General features: G+C 74.5%; 19 protein-coding genes. 13 read left to right on the top strand and 6 right to left on the bottom strand.

The features are described 5' to 3' along the window. Positions 1-22: 22 nt before the first annotated feature. From K415_RS0107310 to K415_RS0107300, 3 genes are read right to left on the bottom strand one after another with little or no spacing between them, the layout of a single operon-like run. A complete protein-coding gene (locus K415_RS0107310) occupies positions 23-655 on the bottom strand; it encodes a response regulator transcription factor (RefSeq protein WP_029663327.1) in 633 nt (210 codons plus the stop codon). Then, a complete protein-coding gene (locus K415_RS0107305) occupies positions 652-2,121 on the bottom strand; it encodes a histidine kinase (RefSeq protein WP_155859391.1) in 1,470 nt (489 codons plus the stop codon). Before K415_RS0107305 ends, K415_RS0107310 begins: the two co-directional genes overlap by 4 nt. Then, positions 2,105-2,572 carry a hypothetical protein gene (locus K415_RS0107300; protein WP_024286421.1) on the bottom strand — a complete coding sequence of 156 codons (468 nt, stop codon included), beginning with the start codon at positions 2,570-2,572 and terminating at the stop codon, positions 2,105-2,107. Before K415_RS0107300 ends, K415_RS0107305 begins: the two co-directional genes overlap by 17 nt. Positions 2,573-2,743: 171 nt before the next feature. Between K415_RS0107300 and K415_RS0107295 the strand changes: the two genes are divergently transcribed. Beyond that, positions 2,744-4,234, top strand: coding sequence for a CoA-acylating methylmalonate-semialdehyde dehydrogenase (locus K415_RS0107295; protein WP_024286420.1), 1,491 nt, complete (start codon positions 2,744-2,746; stop codon positions 4,232-4,234). A gap of 261 nt (positions 4,235-4,495) precedes the next feature. On the opposite strand, the gene K415_RS0107290 is transcribed toward K415_RS0107295, so the two are convergent. Both K415_RS0107290 and K415_RS0107285 read right to left on the bottom strand, forming a co-directional pair. Continuing rightward, positions 4,496-5,065 (bottom strand): RDD family protein, encoded by a 570-nt coding sequence (locus tag K415_RS0107290; RefSeq protein ID WP_024286419.1) that lies wholly within the window; start codon positions 5,063-5,065, stop codon positions 4,496-4,498. 191 nt (positions 5,066-5,256) lie between these two features. Then, complete coding sequence (locus tag K415_RS0107285) at positions 5,257-6,621, bottom strand: glutamyl-tRNA reductase (protein ID WP_231494979.1); 1,365 nt, start codon at positions 6,619-6,621, stop codon at positions 5,257-5,259. Between the two features lie 56 nt (positions 6,622-6,677). On the opposite strand from K415_RS0107285, the gene hemE reads away from it, so the two are divergent. The 8 genes from hemE (at position 6,678) to hemL (ending at position 15,488) form a co-directional block, all read left to right on the top strand. Next, on the top strand, positions 6,678-7,766 hold the full coding sequence (gene hemE, locus K415_RS0107280) for a uroporphyrinogen decarboxylase (RefSeq protein ID WP_024286417.1): 1,089 nt from the start codon (positions 6,678-6,680) through the stop codon (positions 7,764-7,766). Then, complete coding sequence (locus K415_RS0107275) at positions 7,763-9,241, top strand: NAD(P)/FAD-dependent oxidoreductase (protein ID WP_024286416.1); 1,479 nt, start codon at positions 7,763-7,765, stop codon at positions 9,239-9,241. Before hemE ends, K415_RS0107275 begins: the two co-directional genes overlap by 4 nt. 87 nt (positions 9,242-9,328) lie before the next feature. Beyond that, positions 9,329-10,093, top strand: coding sequence for a hydrogen peroxide-dependent heme synthase (hemQ, locus tag K415_RS0107270; RefSeq protein WP_024286415.1), 765 nt, complete (start codon positions 9,329-9,331; stop codon positions 10,091-10,093). Continuing rightward, on the top strand, positions 10,090-11,352 hold the full coding sequence (locus K415_RS0107265; RefSeq protein ID WP_024286414.1) for a ferrochelatase: 1,263 nt from the start codon (positions 10,090-10,092) through the stop codon (positions 11,350-11,352). Before hemQ ends, K415_RS0107265 begins: the two co-directional genes overlap by 4 nt. Further along, a complete protein-coding gene (hemC, locus tag K415_RS0107260) occupies positions 11,349-12,329 on the top strand; it encodes a hydroxymethylbilane synthase (RefSeq protein WP_024286413.1) in 981 nt (326 codons plus the stop codon). Before K415_RS0107265 ends, hemC begins: the two co-directional genes overlap by 4 nt. Beyond that, the gene (locus K415_RS0107255) at positions 12,326-13,150 is read left to right on the top strand and encodes a uroporphyrinogen-III synthase (protein ID WP_024286412.1); all 825 of its coding nucleotides are present in this window, start codon (positions 12,326-12,328) and stop codon (positions 13,148-13,150) included. The genes hemC and K415_RS0107255 overlap by 4 nt, the downstream gene beginning before the upstream one ends. Beyond that, positions 13,147-14,154: a porphobilinogen synthase gene (gene hemB, locus K415_RS0107250; protein WP_024286411.1), complete on the top strand. Its 1,008-nt coding sequence runs from the start codon at positions 13,147-13,149 to the stop codon at positions 14,152-14,154. Before K415_RS0107255 ends, hemB begins: the two co-directional genes overlap by 4 nt. Continuing rightward, the gene (gene hemL / locus K415_RS0107245) at positions 14,154-15,488 is read left to right on the top strand and encodes a glutamate-1-semialdehyde 2,1-aminomutase (RefSeq protein ID WP_024286410.1); all 1,335 of its coding nucleotides are present in this window, start codon (positions 14,154-14,156) and stop codon (positions 15,486-15,488) included. The genes hemB and hemL overlap by 1 nt, the downstream gene beginning before the upstream one ends. A 7-nt stretch (positions 15,489-15,495) precedes the next feature. On the opposite strand, the gene K415_RS0107240 is transcribed toward hemL, so the two are convergent. Continuing rightward, positions 15,496-16,869, bottom strand: coding sequence for an alpha-amylase family protein (locus K415_RS0107240; RefSeq protein WP_024286409.1), 1,374 nt, complete (start codon positions 16,867-16,869; stop codon positions 15,496-15,498). A 98-nt stretch (positions 16,870-16,967) separates the two neighbouring features. Between K415_RS0107240 and K415_RS0107235 the strand changes: the two genes are divergently transcribed. From K415_RS0107235 to K415_RS0107220, 4 genes are all read left to right on the top strand, one after another. After that, a complete protein-coding gene (locus K415_RS0107235; protein WP_024286408.1) occupies positions 16,968-17,249 on the top strand; it encodes a metal-sensitive transcriptional regulator in 282 nt (93 codons plus the stop codon). Positions 17,250-17,323: 74 nt separating this feature from the next. Further along, complete coding sequence (locus K415_RS0107230) at positions 17,324-17,545, top strand: heavy-metal-associated domain-containing protein (RefSeq protein WP_024286407.1); 222 nt, start codon at positions 17,324-17,326, stop codon at positions 17,543-17,545. After that, entirely contained in the window at positions 17,546-19,999 is a 2,454-nt protein-coding gene (locus tag K415_RS0107225) for a heavy metal translocating P-type ATPase (protein WP_024286406.1), read from the top strand. It begins immediately after the preceding gene. Positions 20,000-20,109: 110 nt separating this feature from the next. Further along, the gene (locus K415_RS0107220; RefSeq protein WP_231494844.1) at positions 20,110-20,913 is read left to right on the top strand and encodes a CPBP family intramembrane glutamic endopeptidase; all 804 of its coding nucleotides are present in this window, start codon (positions 20,110-20,112) and stop codon (positions 20,911-20,913) included. Positions 20,914-21,056: the final 143 nt, after the last annotated feature.

The raw sequence follows: 21,056 nt of genomic DNA, 5'->3' as shown, positions 1-21,056 counted from the left end.
TCCTGGTCGTGACAGGAAGTCGTCATTCGTCGGGGAGGTACTGCTTCCCCCACAGAGCGGCGCTCGTCCGATCGGTCACGCCGATCTGGCGGAAGACGTGGCCCACGTGCACCTTGACCGTGCGTTCACTGATCCCGAGCGCTCGTCCGATCTGCTTGTTCGCCATGCCCTTGCCGATGAGCCGCAGCACCTGCAGCTCGCGCACACTGAGCCGGTCAGCGGGCGACACGGTCGTGGTCGGCAGGAGCGCCCGGGCGACCCGGGGGTCCAGCGGCGCGTAGCCCTGTGCGGCGGACCGCACCGCTGCGATCAGGTCGCGCGGGTCGCAGTCCTTGAGCAGATAGCCGACGGCACCCGCGGCGAGGGCGTCACCGACCCGGGTGGTGTCCGAGAACGACGTGAGGACCACGACGTGCGCGTCAGGTTGCGCGGCGACGATGCGGCGCGTGGCCTCGACGCCGTCCAGCACCGGCATGGACAGGTCCATGAGCACGACCGCAGGCAGCAGCTCGGCCGCCAGGGACACCGCCTCCGCGCCATCGGCCGCCTGGCCGACGACACGCATCCCGTCGACGCTGTCCACCAGCCCAGCCAGCCCGGAGCGGACAAGGTGGTGGTCGTCCGCGAGCAGCACCGTCACGTCGTGGTCGCTCATGCGTCCCTCCCCTCGGCTGGCACCGTCAGCCGCCACCGGCACCCGTGGCCGGGCGCCGACCGCACCTCGAGCAGCGCGCCGGCCGACGTCGCCACATCGCTGAGCAGACGCACACCGAAGTGTCCCTCGGACGGAGCCGAGAGGATCGCAGGGACATCGAAGCCAACTCCGTCGTCGGCCACCTCGAGGACCACGTCGCCGCCGTCCCGCGACAGCCGGACGAGCACCTCGTCGGCACTGGCGTGGACGACGGCATTGCGCACGGTCTCCTGTGCGACGCGGTAGATCACCTGCTCGCGCTCGGCCGGCAGCCCGCCGGTCGCGTCCTCCGCCAGGTCGAGACGCACCTCGGTGCCCCGGGCCGCCAGGCCCCCGACCAGGTCGGCCAGTGCAGTGGCGAGCCCGGAGGTCTGCAGGCTGGGCGGGTAGATCTCGACGAGCAACGAGCGCAGCCCCTTGATGCTCGCGCGCACCGTCTCCGCAGTGCCACGCAGCGGCTCGGCGAGCTCCGGTGCGCGAGACCTCTCCGCTCGTTCCGCTGCACCCGCCAAGGCGAACGACGATGCGGCGAGCTCCTGGACCACCCCGTCGTGCAGGGTCGCGGCGATGCGTCGGCGCTCGTCGTCAGACGCCTCGACCGCGCGTCGCAGCAGGACCTCGCGCTGCTGCTGACCGCGCCGCAGCCGGTCGAGCAGCGTCCAGAGCACGGGCAGCATCAGCGCCATGAGCAGCAGGAGGCTCGTCACGGTGATCCCGGCGAACCCTCGCCACAGTGCGGTGGCCCGGTCGGTGACGACGTCGTAGCGGCTGTACGTCTCGAACAGCAGGGGCGTCCCGTCCGGCGTCCACACGGGGCGGTACACCTCCAGGAGCTTGCCCTGCCCCCGCTCATAGACGTTCTCCGGCTTGTCGAGGTCGCTGACCTCGGCCTCTGTGGCGGGGCGGACCAGGACCTCAGCCTCGTCGTCGCCGAGCGGGAACACCCGGCCCACCAGCCGGTCGTCGTCGGAGTAGACGATCCGGCCGTCGCCGTCCCACACCTTGACGCGGACGATCCCGCCGCCGAGCACACCGTCGCGCACCACGGCATCCAGCGCCGCGAGCGCGGCAGGTTCCCCGTCGACGACCCCGTCGAGCAGGGCCGGCTGGACGACGGCGTCGGCCATCAGGTCGGTCCGTCGGGCGGCGTCGTTGACCGACTCCTGCTCGGCGATCCGGCGGCTGGCCGTCAGGCCGAGCAGGGCGACGACCACCAGCACGACCCCGGCGGCGGCGATCAGCTGGCCGAAGACGCGCCACGTCCGGACCGGGCGCTGCTCGCTCGGGACACCGCTCTCGCCGCCCCGGCCCAGCGTGATCCACCGGACGTCGGCAGGCTCATCGACGGCGCGCACGTCGCTCACCCTAGGGGTGTCCGCCCCGACGTCCGCGCCGCCCGAGCCTGCCGGGTCAGTCGTCGGTGCCATGACCACCGTGATCGTCGCCGACGTCGTGACCCGAACCGTCGTCCGCACCGCCGCCGGACGTTCCGCCGTGGTGACCGGAGTCGTCCGCCGACGACGTCGCGACGGGGCCGGGCACCGGCGCCGTGGCACCACCGTTCACGTCCCGGTCGTCCCCGACCTCGGTCCGGTCGTCCCGATCGGCGAGCCCCCCGTGATCATCCCCGACCTCCGGCGAACGTGTCGGGGTGGGCGTCGCGGACGGGCTGCTCGCGGCTCCCTGCACTGCACGGTCGTCCCCGACCTCGGTCCGGTCGTCCCGATCGGTGAGCCCCCCGTGATCGTCGATGACGACCGCCTGAGCGGGACGGACGACGGGGACCGACGGGCTGAGGCTGCTGTTGCCGACCAGGCCCGCCACGGCGGGGGTGGCAACCAACACTGCTGCTGCGGTGAACACGAGCATGCGCTTCATGACGACTCCTCGGACGACGGGTGTTCTGACGTGTCCTTTCTCCCGCCCGCGCGGTACGCCGCACCATCGGACGTTGGCACTAGTACCCGAGCGCGGCGCCGCGCACCCGATCTCCACCGGTCGCGCGGAAACCGTCGCCAAACCGGCCTCTGACCGTCGATACTCGTCGTCATGGAACACATCACCCACTGGATCAGCGGTCAGCCGTGGACCGGACCGACGGACCGCACCGGTCCGGTCCACGACCCGGCCGTCGGCCGGGTGACGGCCCGCGTCGACCTCGCCGACCCCGACGTCGTCGACCACGCGGTCCGCACGGCCGTCGAGGCCGCAGCCGAGTGGCGCCGCTCGTCGCTGTCCCAGCGGACCCGGGTGCTGTTCGCCTTCCGCGAGCTGCTCGCCGCGCACGCGCAGGAGGTCGCCGCCGCGATCACCGCCGAGCACGGCAAGGTGCTCTCCGACGCCCTCGGCGAGGTGACCCGGGGCCTCGAGGTCGTCGAGTTCGCCTGCGGGATCCCGCACCAGCTCAAGGGCGGGTACTCCGAGGGGGTGTCCACCGGGGTCGACGTGCACTCGGTGCGGCAGCCGCTCGGCGTCGTCGCCGTGATCAGCCCGTTCAACTTCCCGGCGATGGTGCCGCTGTGGTTCGTGCCGGTCGCGATCGCCGCCGGGAACGCCGTGGTGCTCAAGCCCAGCGAGAAGGACCCGTCAGCGTCGATGGTCATGGCTCGGCTCTGGCAGCAGGCGGGCCTGCCCGACGGCGTCCTGACGGTGCTGCACGGCGACCGGGTCACCGTCGACGCCCTGCTCACCCACCCGGCGGTCCGTGCCGTGTCGTTCGTCGGGTCCACCCCGGTCGCCCGGCACGTCTACGAGACGGCCACGGCGCACGGCAAGCGTGTGCAGGCCCTGGGCGGGGCGAAGAACCACATGCTCGTGCTGCCGGACGCCGACCTCGACCTGGCCGCCGACGCAGCGGTCAACGCGGGGTTCGGCTCGGCGGGCGAGCGGTGCATGGCGATCTCCGCCGTGGTCGCCGTCGACCCGGTGGGCGACGCGCTGGTGCAGCGGATCGCGGACCGGATCGGCCGGCTGCGCACCGGGGACGGCCGACGGGGCTGCGACATGGGGCCGCTGGTCACCGCCGAGCACCGGGACCGCGTCGTCGGGCTGGTCGGCGCGGGCGTCGACGGAGGCGCGGACCTCGTGGTCGACGGGCGGCTGGTCGAGCCCGACGGGGACGCCGGCGGCTTCTGGCTCGGCCCGACCCTCTTCGACCGCGTCACCACCGACATGTCGATCTACCGCGAGGAGATCTTCGGGCCGGTGCTGTCCGTCCTTCGTGTGGCGACCTACGACGAGGGCCTCGCCCTGGTCAACGCGAGCCCGTACGGCAACGGCACGGCGATCTTCACGAACGACGGGGGTGCGGCCCGGCGCTTCGAGTACGAGGTCGAGGTCGGTATGGTCGGGATCAACGTGCCCGTCCCGGTGCCGATGGCCTACTACTCGTTCGGCGGGTGGAAGCAGTCGCTGTTCGGCGACACCCATGCGCACGGCGCCGAAGGGGTGCACTTCTTCACGCGCGGGAAGGTCGTCACGACCCGGTGGCTCGACCCCAGCCACGGCGGCGTCGACCTCGGGTTCCCGACCCACACCTGATCCGGGCGTCCGGCCCCGGCTCACGCCCGCGCCTGCTCGTGTGGAGCGTTCGACCCGCGAGTGGAGCGTTGCGTGCTCGAGTGGAGCGCTCGGTCCCACGAGTGGAGCGCTCCGTGCTCGAGTGGAGCGTTCGACCCGCGAGTGGAGCGTTCGACCCCTGACACGCCAGCGTGTCGAGTACGAGACGCTCCACTCGCGGCGGGCCGGGCCGGATGGGGTGGATGGGGTGGATGGGAGACCGTCGGCCAGACCCCGCTCCGGTCAGGCCCGGACGACCACGGTCGAGCAGAGCATGTCGGCGAAGCTCTGCCGCCGCGCATCCCACAGCGGCCAGAAGCAGCCGACGACCGTGTAGACGTCGAGGTTGTGGGCGAGATCCCGACAGAACGCACGGCCCGTCCCCACGGGGGTGAGGGTGCGCTGGCCGACCAGCCGGATCCCCATGGCCCTCTTCCCGACCGTCTGGCCGGTCCGACCCTGCCGGGACCACCGGTTCCAGATCGAGAAGCCGCCCGCGACGACGTAGGCGCCGACGATCGCCGACGCGACGATCAGGTCCGCGGTGTCGCGCCCGTACCTCTCGCCTTCCACGCTGGTCGCGATGCCGACGACGAGCGCGACGAACAGGAAGGGCACACCGGCGTCGATCCCGAACGCGGCGACCCGCCGGATCCACGAGGCCAAGGGCGGCAGGGGCGCGGGCGGCGGCGCGGAAGCGTACGGGTACTGCACCGGGCCGGCCGCGGGGTACGGCACCGGGCCGGCCGCGGGGTACCGCGCCGGGGCAACCGGTGCGGCGGGGCTCGGGTAGGACTGGTGACCGTCACTCATGGTTCCCCCCGCATCGTCACGCTCGCGGCCGCACCAGATGGCGCGCCGCCGGCAGCCACCCTGCCAGGCCTGACCACCCCGTGGCCGGTCATCCACAGACCGTCCTCGACCGGTCGTCCGCGCGAGAGGGGCGGCGGGGGTTGCGGGCACCCGGGGGTTGCGGGCACCCGGGGGTTGCGGGCACCCGGGGGTCAGTCGGCGCGGTGGCGGGGGGTCGGGCGCGGGTCTCCGTCCGTGCCGGAGCCGGAGTCGCCGGGCAGTGGGACGTCGATGCCGAACAGCGCCTCGAGGCCGGCCCGGTACTCGGCGTGGCGCCCGGCGCGGGCGTGCTCGCGGGCCCGGACGGACGGTGTGTGCAGGACGGCGGCGGCGAACCGTCGCAGGGACCGCTCGACCTGCTCGACGGATGCCGGGTCGGCGCCCTTGGCCCGGGCGAGCAGCCGGACGCGCTCGACCTCCGCCTCGAGCACCTGGTCGACGTGACCGCGCAGGGCGACGACCGCCGGGACGAGCAGCTGCTCGTCCAGCTCACGCTCGAAGTCGGCGGCACGCTCGGCGACGATCAGCCGCCCGGCCTCGACCGCCGGGGTCACCGTCGCGGGCGAGTGCCGCTGCACGGCCGCCAGGTCGATCAGCCGCACACCGGGGAGGCCCACGACGCGCGGGTCGATGTCGTGCCGCAGCGCGAGGTCGACCAGGACGACCGGCCGGGCGCGCCCGTCGGCGCCGGTGGACCGCTCGCGTGCCGCGGCGACCATCGCGGTGTCGATCACCGGCCCGAGCGCCCCGCTGCAGGACACGACGACGTCGGCCCGGGCCAGCTCGTCGGGCAGGGTTCCGGGGACGACGGCCGCCAGTCCACGGTCGGCGGCGAACTCCGCGGCCCGGCCGGACGGGGAGTGCACGACGAGGTCCTGCGCACCCCGCGCGCGCAGCGCCGTCAGGCTCGCGCCGGCGTACGAGCCGGTGCCGACCAGGAGCACGCGGGCATGGACGAGGTCCAGGTCGTGACGGGCCAGCTCGTGGGTGGCCAGGTCGAGGGCGACACCGACGACCGAGCGCCCGGTGCCGGCCAGGCCGGTGCGGGACCCGACGGCGCGCGAGGTCCGCGAGGCGGTCTGGAACAGCCGCTCGAGGCGCGGCGACGTCGTGCCCTGGGCGCGCGCCGCCTGCAGCGCCCTGCGCACCTGGCCGGCCACCTCACGCTCGCCGACGACCATCGAGTCCAGCCCGGACGCGACGGCGAACAGGTGCCGTGCGACGGCCGGACCCGAGCCGGCCTGCAGGGCTGCCGCGACGTCCGCGGTGCGCAGCCCGCTGGCCTTGGCGATCGCCGCGATCGCCGCCGCGACGACCTCGTCGTCGACCCCGTCGGGACGATCCGCGGCCGCGCCGGTGTCGAGGTACACCTCGAACCGGTTGCACGTCGCCAGGACGACGCAACCGGTGATCGCTTGGCTGTCCGACACGACCGTGGACCCCACCGAGTGCGCCCCGGAGCTCAGCTGCTCCAGGACGTCGAGGTCCAGGTCGCGGTGACTCGCCGTCAGGGTCATGAGTGCCACAACCCGCCGATTGAACCAGTCGCCGGATTGTTCGGCACAATCGCAGGGTGGATCTCCCCCCGAACCATCCCCTCGCCGACGGTCGGACGTCGGGCTCCCCCCTGATCCGTGCGTACCGCGGCCATCGAGCGGGTCACGCGGGTGACGAGGCTCACACCCTCGCGCCGATCCCGGTCTGGTTCATGCGGCAGGCCGGCCGCTCCCTGCCGGAGTACCGGGAGCTGCGCCGTGGCGTGACCATGCTCGCCGCGTGCCTCGACCCCGAGCTGTCCAGCGAGATCACCCTGCAGCCGGTGCGCCGGCACGGGGTCGACGCGGGCATCTTCTTCAGCGACATCGTCGTCCCGCTGCTGCTGGCCGGGGTGGACGTCGACATCGTGCCCGGCAGGGGTCCGGTCTTCGCCGAGCCCGTGCGCACCGCCGACGACGTCGCACGCCTCGCACCGCTCGACCCGGCCGCCCTCGCACCGGTCACCGACGGGGTCGACCGGGCCGTCGCCGAGCTCGACGGCACCCCGTTGATCGGCTTCGCCGGCGCTCCGTTCACGCTCGCGAGCTACCTCGTCGAGGGCGGGCCCTCCAAGGACCAGCTCTCGGCACGGACCCTCATGCACGCCGAGCCGGAGACCTGGCAGGCCCTGATGGACTGGGCGGCGGACGTCACCGGGGCGTTCCTGCGGGCCCAGGTGCTCGCCGGGGCCAGCGCCGCGCAGCTCTTCGACTCCTGGGCCGGGTCGCTGTCCCTCGCCGACTACCAGGCGCACGTCGCCCCGGCCACGTGCCGGGCCCTGTCGTACGTCGCCGACCTCGGCGTCCCGATCGTGCACTTCGGCACCGGCACCGGCGAGCTGCTCGCGGCGATGCGGGACGTGGGCGCGGACGTCGTCGGCGTCGACCACCGGATCGGCCTCGACGAGGCGAACCGTCGCCTCGGCGGGCGCACCGTCGTGCAGGGCAACATCGACCCCGCGCTCCTGGGTGCGCCGTGGCCGGTGCTCGCCGAGCACGTGCGCGACGTCCTGGTCCGCGGGCGCGCGGCACCGGCCCACGTGCTCAACCTCGGCCACGGGGTCCCGCCGGGCACCGACCCCGACGTGCTGACCAGGATCGTCGCGCTCGCCCACGGTGCGCTGTGACCGGCGACCGGCAGGACCAGCGGTACGACGTCGTCGTCGTCGGGGGCGGCGTGGCCGGTCTCGTCACCGCCCGTGACCTCGCACTCGGTGGGCTCGACGTGCTGGTCCTGGAGGCGGCGGACCGGCTCGGTGGCTGCGTCAGTGCGCAGCAGGTCGCCGGCCTGCGGGTCGACGCCGGTGCGGAGTCCTTCGCGACCCGCTCGCCCGCCGTGACCGACCTGATCACCGAGCTGGGGCTGGCGGGCGACGTCGTCGTACCGGCGGCGGGCAGCGCCTGGGTCCAGATGCCCGGTAGCGCCCATCCGCTGCCGAGCGCCGGGATGCTCGGCATCCCGGTGTCACCGTGGGCGCCGGACGTGCGCCGCTCGATCGGCCTGCTCGGCGCGCTGCGCGCCACGGCGGACCGGCTGCTCCCGGCCCGGTTCGGGCTCGGCCCGGTGCGCGGCGGGGCCGGACCGGCAGTGGCCGCCGCACCGGCAGTGAGTCTCGGTCGGCTGGTGCGGGTCCGCCTCGGCCACCGGGTGCTCGACCGCCTGGTCGCACCCGTCGTGGTCGGCGTGCACTCGGCGCACCCCGACGACCTGGACCTCGATGCGCTGCTCCCGACGGTCCGCGGGCTGATCGCCGAGCACGGCTCGCTCGGGGTCGCGGTGTCCCGCCTGCGCGCCGCGTCGCCGGCCGGTTCGGCTGTCGCGAGCCTGATCGGCGGGATGAACCGCCTGGTGACGGCGCTCGCCGAGGACGCGACCAGGCTGCGGGTGGAGATCCGGACGGACACCCGGGTCGACGCGATCGCGGCGGACAGCGGCGGGTGGCAGGTGCGGACCGCCGACGGGACGCTCGTGGCCGGGGCGGTGGTGCTCGCGGTACCGGGGCCGGTCGCCGCGACCCTGCTCGCCGACCTCGTGCCGCAGGCCGCACCGCTCGACGCGCTCGCCACGACCGGCGTCGTGCTCGCGACGCTCGTGGTCGACGCGCCCGCGCTGGACGGTGCCCCCCGCGGGACCGGCGTGCTGGTGACCGACGGCGTCCCGGGGGTCCGGGCCAAGGCGCTGACCCACGCGACGGCCAAGTGGGCCTGGCTCGCCGAGGCGGCCGGCCCGGGCCGGCACGTGCTGCGTCTGTCCTACGGCCGGGCGGACGTCCTGCCGAAGGGTGCGCCAGCGAACCTCGGGGCCGTCGCCCTGGCCGATGCCGCCGCCCTGCTCGGCGTCCCGCTCGTCGCCGAGCAGGTCGTCGACTTCACGCGGACGTCGTGGCTCGGCGGTGTGCCGCATGCACGGCCGGGCCACCGCGCGCTGGTCGGCGCGGTCCGCACCGCCCTGGCGGGCCGACCGGGCCTGCACGCGTGCGGCGCCTGGCTCGCCGGGACGGGCCTGGTCGCGGTCGTCGAGGACGCCCGCAGCACCGCCGCGCAGATCCTGGCGACCACCGCGCCGCACGCCGGGCAGAGCGGCGGCCGAGCACCGTCCTGAGCCGGGGTCGGAACGTCCGACGCGCACCGCCGACCGGCGACGTCCGACGATTTCCGCATTCTCCCGTTCTCGTTCAGACTGCGGTTCATGACCGCCCCGACCGCCCCCGCGAGCCACGACGCGACGTCCGCCGCCCCGGCGTCCGACACCGGCGCCTGGACCCTGTGGACCGTGCTGCGCCGCACCCCGACGGTGCCGACGACCACGACCGCGCCGACGAGCCCGAGCGGGCCGACGCCACCGACCGCGCCGACCGCACGCACCGTCGGTCCGGCACTGTCCGCGGCCGCCGCGGACCTGCCCGACGGCGTCGTCCTGCGCGGCATCTACGACGTCTCCGGCCTGCGCAGCGACGCCGACCTGATGCTCTGGCTGCACGGCGGGTCGGCGGAGGACCTCCAGGCGGCGGCCAGGACCCTGCGCCGCAGCACCGAGCTCGCCGGGCTGCACCCGACCTGGTCGGCCATGGGCGTGCACCGGCCGGCCGAGTTCAGCGCCGACCACGCCCCGGCCTACATGCGGAGCACCGCACCGCGCCGGTGGCTGACCGTCTACCCCTTCGTCCGCTCCTACGAGTGGTACCTGCTGCCGGCCGACGAGCGACGCGCGATGCTCGGCGAGCACGGGCGCAAGGGCCGCGCCTTCACCACGGTGCTCGCCAACACCGTCGCCGCGTTCGCGCTGGGCGACTACGAGTGGCTGCTCGGCCTGGAGGCCGACGACCTCACCGACCTGGTCGACCTCATGCGCGACCTGCGCGACACCCAGGCGCGTCGGCACGTGCGTGAGGAGATCCCGTTCTTCACCGGTCGACTGATCACCGTCGACGAGGTCGCGGAGGTGCTGCGATGACGATCGACCCGGCGATCGAGCCGGCGATCGAGCCGGCGATCGAGCCGACCGTGGAGCCGGCGATCGACCCGAGCACGCTGCCCGACCGGGACCCGCAACCACCGGCGCCGTACGACGCCGTCCTGCTGGTGTCCTTCGGCGGACCGGAGGGCCAGGACGACGTCCTGCCCTTCCTGCGGAACGTCACGCGCGGCCGGGGCATCCCGGACGAGCGGCTCGAGCAGGTGTCCCACCACTACCGGGCGTTCGGCGGGGTCAGCCCGATCAACGCCCAGAACCGCGCGCTGGCCGCAGCCCTGCGTACCGAGCTCGACACCCGTGGCCTCGGCCTGCCGGTGCTCTGGGGCAACCGCAACTGGGACCCGTACCTGGCCGACGCCCTGCGCGAGGCGCACGCTGCCGGCCACCGGCGGCTGCTCGCCGTCGTCACCAGCGCCTACTCCTCCTACTCGGGCTGCCGGCAGTACCGCGAGGACCTCGCGGCAGCGCTCGAGGAGACCGGCCTGACCGGTGAGCTCGTGATCGACAAGGTGCGCCAGTACTTCGACCACCCGGGCTTCGTGTCCCCGTTCGTGCAGGGGCTGCGCGATGCGCTGGTGCGCACGCGCGCGGCGCTCGGCGACGGCGCGGACCTGGCACGCGAGGCCCACGTGCTCTTCGCGACCCACTCCATCCCCACCTCGACGGCTGTCGCCTCGGGCCCGCCGGAGGCCCGGCTCGGGCCGGACGGCGCCTACGGTGCGCAGCACCACGCGGTGGCCGACGTCATCATGGCGAGCGTCGGCAGCAGCGACGCGGTCAAGGCCGGCGGGGCGGCCCTGGACGGCGTGCCCTGGTCGCTCGTCTTCCAGTCCCGCAGCGGCGCGCCCAGCACGCCCTGGCTCGAGCCCGACATCAACGACGCCATCGCGGCCCTTGCCGCACGGGGTGTGCGGGCCGTGGTGATCGTGCCGCTCGGCTTCGTCTCGGACCACATGGAGGTCCTGTGGGACCTCGACGAGGAGGCGCTGAGCACGGCACGGGACGCGGGTCTGCACGCCGAGCGGGTGCCGACCCCGGGCGTGCACCCGGACTTCGTCGCCGGGCTCGTCGACCTCGTGGCCGAGCGCGTGAGTCAGACTGGTGCCATGGCGAACCTGACCAGCCCGCGCACGAGGCCGGCGCTGACCCCGCTGGGACCCTGGTACGACGTGTGCCGCCCCGGCTGCTGCGCGAACCCCCGCGCGACCCGACCCGCCGTGGCAGGCATCGCCCCGTGACCGTCGCGACCGTACGGGTCGGCACCCGGGCCAGCGCCCTCGCGCTCGCCCAGACCGGCCTCGTCGCGGCCGAGATCGCCCGGCTCGCCGACCTGCCTGCCGACGGCGTCGAGCTCGTCACGATCAGCACCGAAGGGGACCGGCTCACCGGCCCCCTCGCCGTGATCGGCGGCACCGGCGTCTTCGTCACCGCCCTGCGCGAGGCCGTCCTCGACGGCCGCTGCGACCTCGCGGTGCACTCGTACAAGGACCTGCCGACCGTGCAGGCACCGGGCCTCGTCGTGGCGGCGGTCCCGGACCGCGCGGACGCCCGCGACGCCCTGTGCGCCCGCGACGAGCTCACCCTGGCCGAGCTGCCGGACGGTGCGCGCGTCGGCACCGGCTCACCGCGCCGCGCCGCACAGCTGCTCGCGCTCCGCCCGGACCTCGTGATCTGCGACATCCGCGGGAACGTCGACACCCGTCTCGGGCGCGTCGCCGGCTCGGCGCAGGGTCCCGGCGACCTCGACGCCGTCGTCCTGGCGGCCGCGGGGCTCACCCGGCTCGACCGGCTCGACGCGGTCACCGAGCTCCTCGACGAGCTGTGCCCCGCCGCCGGTCAGGGTGCCCTGGCCGTCGAGTGCCGCGCCGGTACGGCCGACGCGACCGCCACCGCGCTCGGCCGTGCGCTCGCTGCGCTCGACCACCTGCCGTCCCGGCTCGCCGTCACCGCCGAACGTGCGCTGCTGGCCGGCCTCGAGGCGGGCTGCGCCGCACCGGTGGGCGCGCACGGCAGGCTCGTCCGCGGTCACCTGATCCTCGACGCCGTCGTCTCGCGCCCCGACGGCGGCACCCAGCTGCGGACCTCGGCGTCGGTCCCGCTGCCCGACGGCCGCAACGACGCGCTCCGGGCGGCCGGCGAGCTCGGCGCAGAGGTCGCCCGCCGGATGCTCCTGGACGGCGCCGCAGACCTCGCACCGCTGGGCGGCGAGCAGTGAGCGGCGCGCTCGCCGGCTGGCGCGTGCTCGTCACGCGTGGCGGCGAGTGGGGCGAGCGGGTGACCGAGCTGCTCGCGGAGCAGGCCGCCGAGGCCGTCGTCGTGCCCCTGATCGAGTTCGCGCCGCCGACGGAGCTCACCTGCCTCGACTCCGGCCTCGCCGGCCTGGCGCGCGGCATCTACGACTGGGTGACGATCACCAGCGGCACGACGGTGCCCTACCTCGCGGCACGCGCACTGCTGCAGGCCGACCCGCACTCCGCCGCCGCGCTCTCGTCGGGCGCAGCCCTCGCCGCACTGCTCCGCACGGCCCGGGTGGCCGCCGTCGGGCCCGGCACCGCTGCCGCCCTCGAGCGGATCGGGGTCGTGCCGGACCTGGTGCCCCTCGGCGAACGGTCCGCACGGGGCCTGCTCGCCGAGTTCCCACCGCTCGAGGACGCCCGGACCGGGCGGGTCCTGGTGCCGCACTCCGACCTCGCCGAACCGACCCTGGCCGACGGTCTGCGCGCGGCGGGCTGGCACGTCGACGCGGTCGTCGCCTACCGGACCCTGAGCGGACCCGTCCCCGGCGAGGAGTTGCGCGCCCAGGTGCGCGCCGGGGAGTTCGGTGCGGTGCTGCTGAGCTCGGCGAGCACCGTGGCCAACCTGGTCGAGCTGGTCGGCACGCCACCGGCCGGGACAGTGGTCTGCTGCATCGGCCCGCGCACCCAGCGGGCCGCGATCGACCACGGTCTGAGCGTGCACGTCGTCCCGTCGGAGGCCTCCGCCGAGGGCCTCGTCGGCGGTCTGGTCCGACACGTCGAGGAGGCCCGACAGCTGTGACCGACGCCCAGGCAGGATCCGCGCAGTTCCCGCAGGTGCGGCCGCGACGGCTGCGCAGCACGCCCGCGATGCGCCGCCTCGTCGCCGAGACCCAGGTGAGCCCGGCACAGCTCGTGCTCCCGCTCTTCGTGCTCGAGGGCGCGCGCGAGCCCACCCCGATCGCCGCCATGCCCGGTCAGGTCCAGCACACCCGGGACAGCCTGCGCGCGACTGTCGCCCAGGCGGCCGCGACCGGGCTCGGCGGCGTCATGCTCTTCGGCGTCCCGCTGCGCCGCGACGCCGAGGGCTCCGGTGCGACCGACCCGGACGGCGTCCTGAACACGGCTCTGCGCGACGTCGTCGCCGAGGTCGGCGATGCGCTCGTGGTCCAGGCGGACCTGTGCCTCGACGAGTTCACCGACCACGGGCACTGCGGGGTCCTCGACGGCGCGGGCCGGGTCGACAACGACGCGACCCTCGACCGCTACCGCACGATGGCGCTCGCCCAGGCCGAGGCGGGCGCCCACCTGCTGGGCCTCAGCGGGATGATGGACGGCCAGGTCGGCGCCGTCCGTCAGGCGCTGGACGCGGCCGGGCGCGACGACGTCGCGGTGCTCGCCTACGCGGCCAAGTACGCCTCCGCGTTCTACGGCCCGTTCCGTGAGGCCGTCGCATCGACCCTCGTCGGGAACCGCCGCAGCTATCAGCTCGACCCGGCCAACCGGCGCGACGGCGTGCGCGAGGCGCGGCTCGACATCGCGGAAGGCGCGGACGTCGTGATGGTCAAGCCCGCCTCCGGCTACCTGGACGTGCTGGCCGCCGTGGCAGCGGTCAGCGAGGTCCCGGTGTGGGCCTACCAGGTGTCGGGGGAGTACTCGATGGTCGAGGCGGCGGCCGCCAACGGCTGGATCGAGCGGCGCCCGGCGATCGAGGAGTCGGTGCTCGGGATCCGGCGGGCCGGGGCCGATGCGGTCCTGACCTACTGGGCCCTCGAGCTCGCCGGCTGGCTGCGGGAGGTCCGCTGATGGTCTGGCTGCCCGACGTCCCGCGGTCCCAGGCGGCGTTCGCCGCAGCCCAGGAGGTCATGCCGGGCGGGGTGAGCTCGCCGGTGCGCGGCTTCGGCTCGGTCGGCGGCACGCCGCGGTTCATGGCCTCGGCCAACGGCCCGTACCTGACCGACGTCGACGGCAACGACTACGTCGACCTGGTGTGCTCGTGGGGGCCGGCGATCCTCGGTCACGCGCACCCCGGTGTCGTGCTTGCCGTGCGCGACGCCGCTGCGCAGGGCTTGTCGTTCGGGGCACCGACCGAGCGCGAGACCGAGCTCGCGCTCGAGATCCGTCGCCGGGTCCCGGCCGTCGAGCGGCTGCGGCTGGTGTCCACCGGCACCGAGGCCACCATGACGGCGATCCGGCTGGCCAGGGGTGTGACCGGGCGACCGCTCGTGGTGAAGTTCGCCGGCTGCTACCACGGGCACCTCGACGCCCTGCTCGCCCAGGCGGGCTCCGGCGTGGCGACCCTCGCACTGCCCGGGTCCGCCGGCGTCACCGCGGCGACAGCGGCCGAGACGCTCGTGCTGCCCTACAACGACCTGGCCGCGGTCCGGGCGGCGTTCGCGGCGCACGGCGACCGGATCGCGGCCGTGATCACCGAGGCGGCGCCGGCGAACATGGGCGTCGTCCCACCGCTGCCCGGCTTCAACCAGGGCCTGCGCGAGATCACCGCTGCGCACGGCGCCCTGCTGGTGCTCGACGAGGTGCTGACCGGCTTCCGCGCCGGTCCGTCCGGCTGGTGGGGCCTCGAGGGGGCCGTCGAGGGCTGGGTGCCGGACCTGTTCACGTTCGGCAAGGTCATCGGCGGCGGGCTGCCGGTCGCCGCCGTCGGCGGTCGGCGCACCGTGATGGAGCACCTGGCCCCGCTCGGCCCGGTCTACCAGGCAGGCACCCTGTCCGGGAACCCGGTGGCGACGGCAGCCGGCCTGGCCACGCTGCGCGCCTGCGACGCGGGCGTGCACGAGCGGGTCGCGGTCGTGGCCCAGACGGTGGCCGCCGGTCTGTCGGCGGCGCTCGCGGCCGCCGGCGTCGCCCACTCGATCCAGCGGGCCGGGACCCTGTTCAGCGCCGCGTTCGTCGACCCGGCCGACGGGCCCGTGACGGACTACGCCCGCGCCCGGTCGCAGGACACCTTCCGCTATCCGCCCTTCTTCCACGCCCTGCTCGAGGCAGGCGTTCACCCGCCGCCGAGCGTCTTCGAGGCGTGGTTCGTCTCGGCGGCGCACGACGACCGGGCCGTCAACCGCATCCTCGACGCACTGCCCGGCGCCGCACGCGCGGCGGCCTCCGCCCGCCGTCCCGCCTGACGGGTCGTCAGGGCCTCAGGACGGCCCAGCCGTGCGGTGGGATCTCGACCTGGGCGGACGGGCCGGCGTCGTGCAGGTGCACGCCGGTGTCCGCCTGCGCGCCGCGCCCGGCGAGCACCGAGGTCGCACCGGGGACGCCGAGGCGCACCCCGTCGTCCTGCAGGTTGAGCGCGACGAGCAGAGCGGGACCGTCACCGGGACCGTCACCGTGGCCGTCGACCGCCACCCGGTAGACCAGGGTGCCGTTCGTGCAGGTCAGCACCGTGGTCGTGGCGCGGTGCAGCCACGGGTGACGGCGGCGCAGGGCGATGAGCTCCTGGTACAGGTGGTGCAGGTCCCAGCCGCCCGGGGCGAGCTCGGTCGGCGACGGCGGGAAGGTCGGCCGGACCGCGTCGTCCCCACCGGCACGCTCCTCCTTGACGCCCTGCATCCCGTGCTCGTCGCCCGCGTACACGGTCGGGGTGCCGCCGAGGGTCATCAGCAGCACGACGGCGTGCGACAGGTCGCGGCGGTCGGTCAGCCGGCTCGCGATGCGCGTGACGTCGTGGTTGCCGATGAAGGTCAGCGGGACGAAGGCCGCGAGGAAGTCGTTGTGCCGCTCCAGCGCCCAGGCGAGCTCGAAGAAGTTGCGGTCGTCGATCGAGGACCAGATCGCCTTCCACAGCTCGTACTGGGTCACGGCGTCGAAGCCGGCGTCCACGACGGCCGCGACGTAGTCGCCGTGCAGCACCTCGCCGAAGATGTACGCGTCCGGGTGCGCGGCCCGGACCCTCGGCAGCACCGCAGCCCAGAACTCGGGCGGGACGGCGTAGGCCGCGTCGAGGCGCCAGCCGTCGACCCCGAGGTCGAGCCAGTGGTTCATCACCGTCACGACGTGGTCGACGACGGCCGGGCTGCTGTGGTCGAGGGCCACCAGGGCGTGGTGCCCCTCGAAGTCGACGTAGTCCGGCTCGGTGCCCGGTCCGGCCCCGGGCGGCCAGGTCAGCCGGAACCAGTCCTCGGTCGGGCCGCCCGGTCCGTCCGCGAGAACCTGCTGGAAGGCGCCGAAGCCACGCCCGACGTGGTTGAACACGCCGTCGAGCACGATGCGCACGCCGCGCGCGTGGGCGGCACCGACGAGCGCGCGCAGGTCGTCCTCGTCGCCGAGGCGCGGGTCGACGCGGAGATGGTCGACGGTGTCGTACCCATGGGTCTGGGAGGCGAAGACCGGTCCGAGCATCAGTCCGGACAGGCCCAGCCCGACGACGTGGTCCAGCCATGCCTCGAGGTGCCCGAGGCGGTGCACGGGCTCGCTGCCGGCCGGCAGGCCGTCGTGCGGTGCGCCGACGAATCCCAGCGGGTACACGTGCCACCACATGACGTGCTCGACCCAGTCCGGCATGGCACGAGCCTACGGTCCGCGACGCAGGGTCGGCGCGGCGCGACGGAAATACCCCATGGGGGTATGGTGTTGACGTCGGGACGAACCAGGAGGACGCAGTGGCCGGGTACAGCGGGAGCAAGGACGACTACCTCAAACGGCTGCGTCGCGTCGAGGGCCAGGTGCGCGGGATCGCGCGGATGGTCGACGAGGACGTGTACTGCATCGACATCCTGACCCAGGTCGCGGCCGTCACCAAGGCGCTGCAGGCCGTGAGTCTCGGCCTCGTCGAGGACCACCTGGGGCACTGCGTCGTCGACGCCGCCCGGGAGTCCCACGAGGCGGGTGACCTGAAGGTCCGCGAGGCCGCCGACGCCATCGCACGGCTGGTCCGCTCCTGACCCGGCCCATCGTCCGCACCCCGGTCCGAGCCCTCGTCCCGACCCGGACCACGACCCTTGAGAGAGGCACCACCATGAGCACCCAGACCGTGGCCGTCGACGTCACCGGCATGACCTGCGGGCACTGCGTCCGTTCCGTCCAGGAGGAGCTGCGGGCCCTGCCCGGTGTGACCGACGTGCACGTGGACCTCGTCTCGGGGGCCACCTCGACGGTCACGATCACCTCGACCGAGCCCCTCGACGACGACGCCGTCCGCGCCGCCATCGACGAGGCCGGCTACCAGGTGGTGGGCTGAGTGGCCGGCCCGAACCCGGTGCCGACGTCGGCGCCGCCGGCCGCACCGGTCGCAGCACCGGTCACGCCGGTCGGCTTCGTCGACCTCGCCGTCGGCGGGATGACCTGCGCCTCCTGCGTGGCGCGCGTCGAGAAGAAGATCAACAAGGTCCCGGGCGCTACCGCGACGGTCAACCTCGCGACCGAACGAGCCCGGGTCGAGCTGACCGAGGACGTCGACACCGCGGCTCTCATCAAGGCCGTCGAGAGCGCCGGCTACACCGCGACAGTGATGCGCAGCAGCGCCGTCGAGCACGCCCTGTCGGGCCACTCGATGGGCGAGGGCCACGCGATGGACGCCGTCGAGGACACCAGCGCACCCGAGCGTGACCGCGGCGCCGACCTGCGCCGTCGACTCGTCGTCGCGGCCGCGCTGGCCGTCCCGGTCGTGCTGCTCTCGATGATCCCCGCGCTGCAGTTCCGCGGCTGGCAGTGGGTGGTCACAGCACTCGCGCTGCCAGTCGTCACGTGGTCCGCCTGGCCGTTCCACCGGGCCGCTGCGCGCGCCGCCCGGCACGCGGCGTCGACGATGGACACCCTGGTCTCCCTCGGCATCATCGCCGCGACCGGCTGGTCGCTCTGGGCGGTGCTGATCGGCGGCGCCGGCGAGCTGGGCCTGCGGATGGAGCCCACGCTCTTCCCGCGGGCCGGCGCCGGCGACGCGATGGGGATGGGCGCGACCCCGCCCGAGCTGTACTTCGAGGTCGCCGCGGTCGTGACCACCTTCCTGCTCGCCGGTCGCTACGCGGAGCACCGCTCCCGCCGTCGGGCCGGGGACGCGCTGCGTGCCCTGCTGTCACTCGGCGCGACCGACGTCGCGCTGCTGACCACCGGCGACGACGGCCGCCGCACCGAGTCCCGGGTGCCGGTCGAGGCACTGGCGGTCGGCAGCCTCTTCGCCGTCCGGCCGGGTGAGAAGGTCGCCACCGACGGCGTCGTGGTCGAGGGCCAGAGCGCCGTCGACACCTCGCTGCTCACCGGCGAGCCCGTCCCGGTCGACGTGGGCCCCGGCTCGCAGGTCACCGGCGCGACGGTCAACACCTCCGGCTACCTCGTGGTCCGCGCGACGCGGATCGGCGAGGAGACGATGCTCGCGCAGATCGGCCGGCTGGTGACCCAGGCGCAGACCGGCAAGGCGCCCGTGCAGCGACTCGCCGACCGGATCTCGGCGGTCTTCGTGCCGGTCGTCATCGTGCTCGCGCTCGGCACGCTCACGGTGTGGCTGCTGACCGGCGGTGGCGTGCAGGCCGCGTTCACCGCTGCGGTCGCCGTCCTGATCATCGCGTGCCCGTGCGCGCTGGGGCTCGCCACACCGACGGCGCTGCTGGTCGGCACCGGCCGCGGCGCGCAGCTCGGCATCCTGATCAAGGGGCCGGAGATCCTCGAGTCCACCCGCCGCGTCGACACCGTCGTGCTCGACAAGACCGGCACCGTGACCGAGGGCCGGATGGCGCTCGTCGACGTCCTGGTCGCCGAGGGGCTGACCGGCGCCGACGAGAGCACCTCCGTCGACGAGGTGCTGCGGCTGGCCGGTGCGGTCGAGGCGCTCAGCGAGCACCCGATCGCCCGCGCCATCGCCGGCACCGCCGCCGAGATCGGGCCCAGGGCGGGCACCGAAGTCGGGTCCGACGGCGTGGTGATCGGCTCCGCGCAGGTCACCGAGTTCGTCAACGACCCGGGCCGCGGGGTGACGGGCGTCGTGCGCACCGCGCACAGCGGGCTCGATCTCGGGCGGCGCGTCCTGGTCGGCCGGCCGGGCTGGCTGCGCGGGCAGGGCATCGACACCGCTCCGCTCGACGCCCGGTTCGACACTGCCGAGGCCGACGGCGCGACAGCCGTGATGGCAGCCTGGAACGGCTCGGCGCGCGGCGTCCTGGTGCTCCGCGACCCGGTCAAGGCGACCTCCGCCGCCGCCGTCGACGAGCTGCGACGGCTCGGCCTGAACCCGGTCCTCCTGACCGGCGACAACCCCGGCGCCGCCCGCGCTGCGGCCGCCCAGGTGGGCATCGACGAGGTCGTCGCCCAGGTCCTGCCCGCGGACAAGGTCGACGTCGTGCGTCGCCTCCAGGACCAGGGCCGCGTCGTGGCGATGGTCGGCGACGGCGTCAACGACGCGGCGGCGCTCGCCCAGGCCGACCTCGGACTGGCGATGGGCACCGGGACCGACGTGGCCATGCAGGCGGCCGACATCACCCTGGTGCGCGGTGACCTGCGGTCGGCCGGCCAGTCGATCCGGCTCTCCCGCAGGACGCTGCGGATCATCAAGCAGAACCTGTTCTGGGCCTTCGCCTACAACGTCGCGGCGATCCCGCTCGCGGCCCTCGGGCTGCTCAACCCGATGATCGCCGGTGCCGCGATGGCGTTCAGCTCGGTGCTGGTCGTGACCAACTCGCTGCGCCTGCGCCGCTTCGCCTGAGCGGGTGCGCCGAGCGGCTCCCGTCCCCGGCACCGGGTCGGGAGCCGCAGCGGCCTGACGGGTGCGCTCGCGGACGTCGACCACCCAGGCGTCTCCCGTACCTTGTGCTGGTGCACGATGACCACGATGGCGCCGCCGCCCCGCCCGTCGCCGCCGACCCCGTCCGGCGCCGGCTGAGCGCGGAGGTGTGGATCATCCTGGGCCTGTCCCTCGGGCAGTCCGCCGTCTACGCCCTGGTCCGCCTCTACGTGCGGCTGACCGCGGAGGTCCCGCTCGCTCAGCAGACCGCGACGCTCAACCCCACGCGCGCCGAGCGCCCGTACCTCGACCTGACCTACCAGCTCCTGGCGATCGGCTTCGCCCTGGTCCCGGTCGCGCTCGCGCTCTACCTGCTGTCGGCGAACGGCCGCAGCGCCGTCCGCCGGATCGGGCTCGACGGCGCGCGTCCGGCCCGGGACCTCGGCGTCGGCCTCGGTCTCGCAGCGCTGATCGGGCTGCCGGGGATCGGGCTCTACCTCGTCGGCCGCACGCTCGGGCTCAACGTCCAGATCAACGCCTCGGGGCTCGACGCCTACTGGTGGACGGTGCCCGTGCTCGTGTTCTCCGCACTGCAGAACGCGTTGCTCGAGGAGGTCGTCGCCGTCGCCTACCTGGTCGAGCGGCTCGGCGAGATGCGCTGGTCGGCACCGGCGATGGTCGCGGCGAGCGCTCTGCTCCGCGGCTCCTACCACCTCTACCAGGGCCCGGGGATGGCGGCCGGGAACGTCGTGATGGGCCTCCTGCTCGGCTGGTACTACCTCCGGCGGCGGCGCGTGATGCCGCTCGTCGTGGCGCACACGACGCTCGACGTCGTGGCCTTCGTCGGGTACTCCCTGCTGCCGGACGGGTGGCTCCAGGGCCTCGGGGTGGCATGAACGCCCCCGGCAGGGTCGCCGTTGGGTCATGATGGCGTGATCCGTGCCGACAGGGCGGACACATGATCGACCCGTCGAGGCGGGCACGGACGGCAGCACAGGGGCTGAGACGGTATGCCAGGAGAGCGGGGCTCCCGCGCCAG

Source organism: Cellulomonas sp. KRMCY2, from assembly GCF_000526515.1.
Lineage (GTDB): Bacteria > Actinomycetota > Actinomycetes > Actinomycetales > Cellulomonadaceae > Actinotalea.
Note: the sequence above shows the minus strand (reverse complement) of the source record. Positions and strands in the feature narration are given on the sequence as shown.

Coding starts and splice junctions, on each gene's coding strand:
- K415_RS0107310 (WP_029663327.1), bottom strand. CDS start 655: ATGAGCGACCACGACGTGACGGTGCTGCTCGCGGACGACCACCACCTT.
- K415_RS0107265 (WP_024286414.1), top strand. CDS start 10,090: ATGACGATCGACCCGGCGATCGAGCCGGCGATCGAGCCGGCGATCGAG.
- K415_RS0107300 (WP_024286421.1), bottom strand. CDS start 2,572: ATGAAGCGCATGCTCGTGTTCACCGCAGCAGCAGTGTTGGTTGCCACC.
- K415_RS0107305 (WP_155859391.1), bottom strand. CDS start 2,121: ATGGCACCGACGACTGACCCGGCAGGCTCGGGCGGCGCGGACGTCGGG.
- K415_RS0107295 (WP_024286420.1), top strand. CDS start 2,744: ATGGAACACATCACCCACTGGATCAGCGGTCAGCCGTGGACCGGACCG.
- hemL (WP_024286410.1), top strand. CDS start 14,154: ATGGTCTGGCTGCCCGACGTCCCGCGGTCCCAGGCGGCGTTCGCCGCA.
- hemQ (WP_024286415.1), top strand. CDS start 9,329: ATGACCGCCCCGACCGCCCCCGCGAGCCACGACGCGACGTCCGCCGCC.
- K415_RS0107285 (WP_231494979.1), bottom strand. CDS start 6,621: ATGACCCTGACGGCGAGTCACCGCGACCTGGACCTCGACGTCCTGGAG.
- K415_RS0107240 (WP_024286409.1), bottom strand. CDS start 16,869: ATGCCGGACTGGGTCGAGCACGTCATGTGGTGGCACGTGTACCCGCTG.
- K415_RS0107290 (WP_024286419.1), bottom strand. CDS start 5,065: ATGAGTGACGGTCACCAGTCCTACCCGAGCCCCGCCGCACCGGTTGCC.
- K415_RS0107230 (WP_024286407.1), top strand. CDS start 17,324: ATGAGCACCCAGACCGTGGCCGTCGACGTCACCGGCATGACCTGCGGG.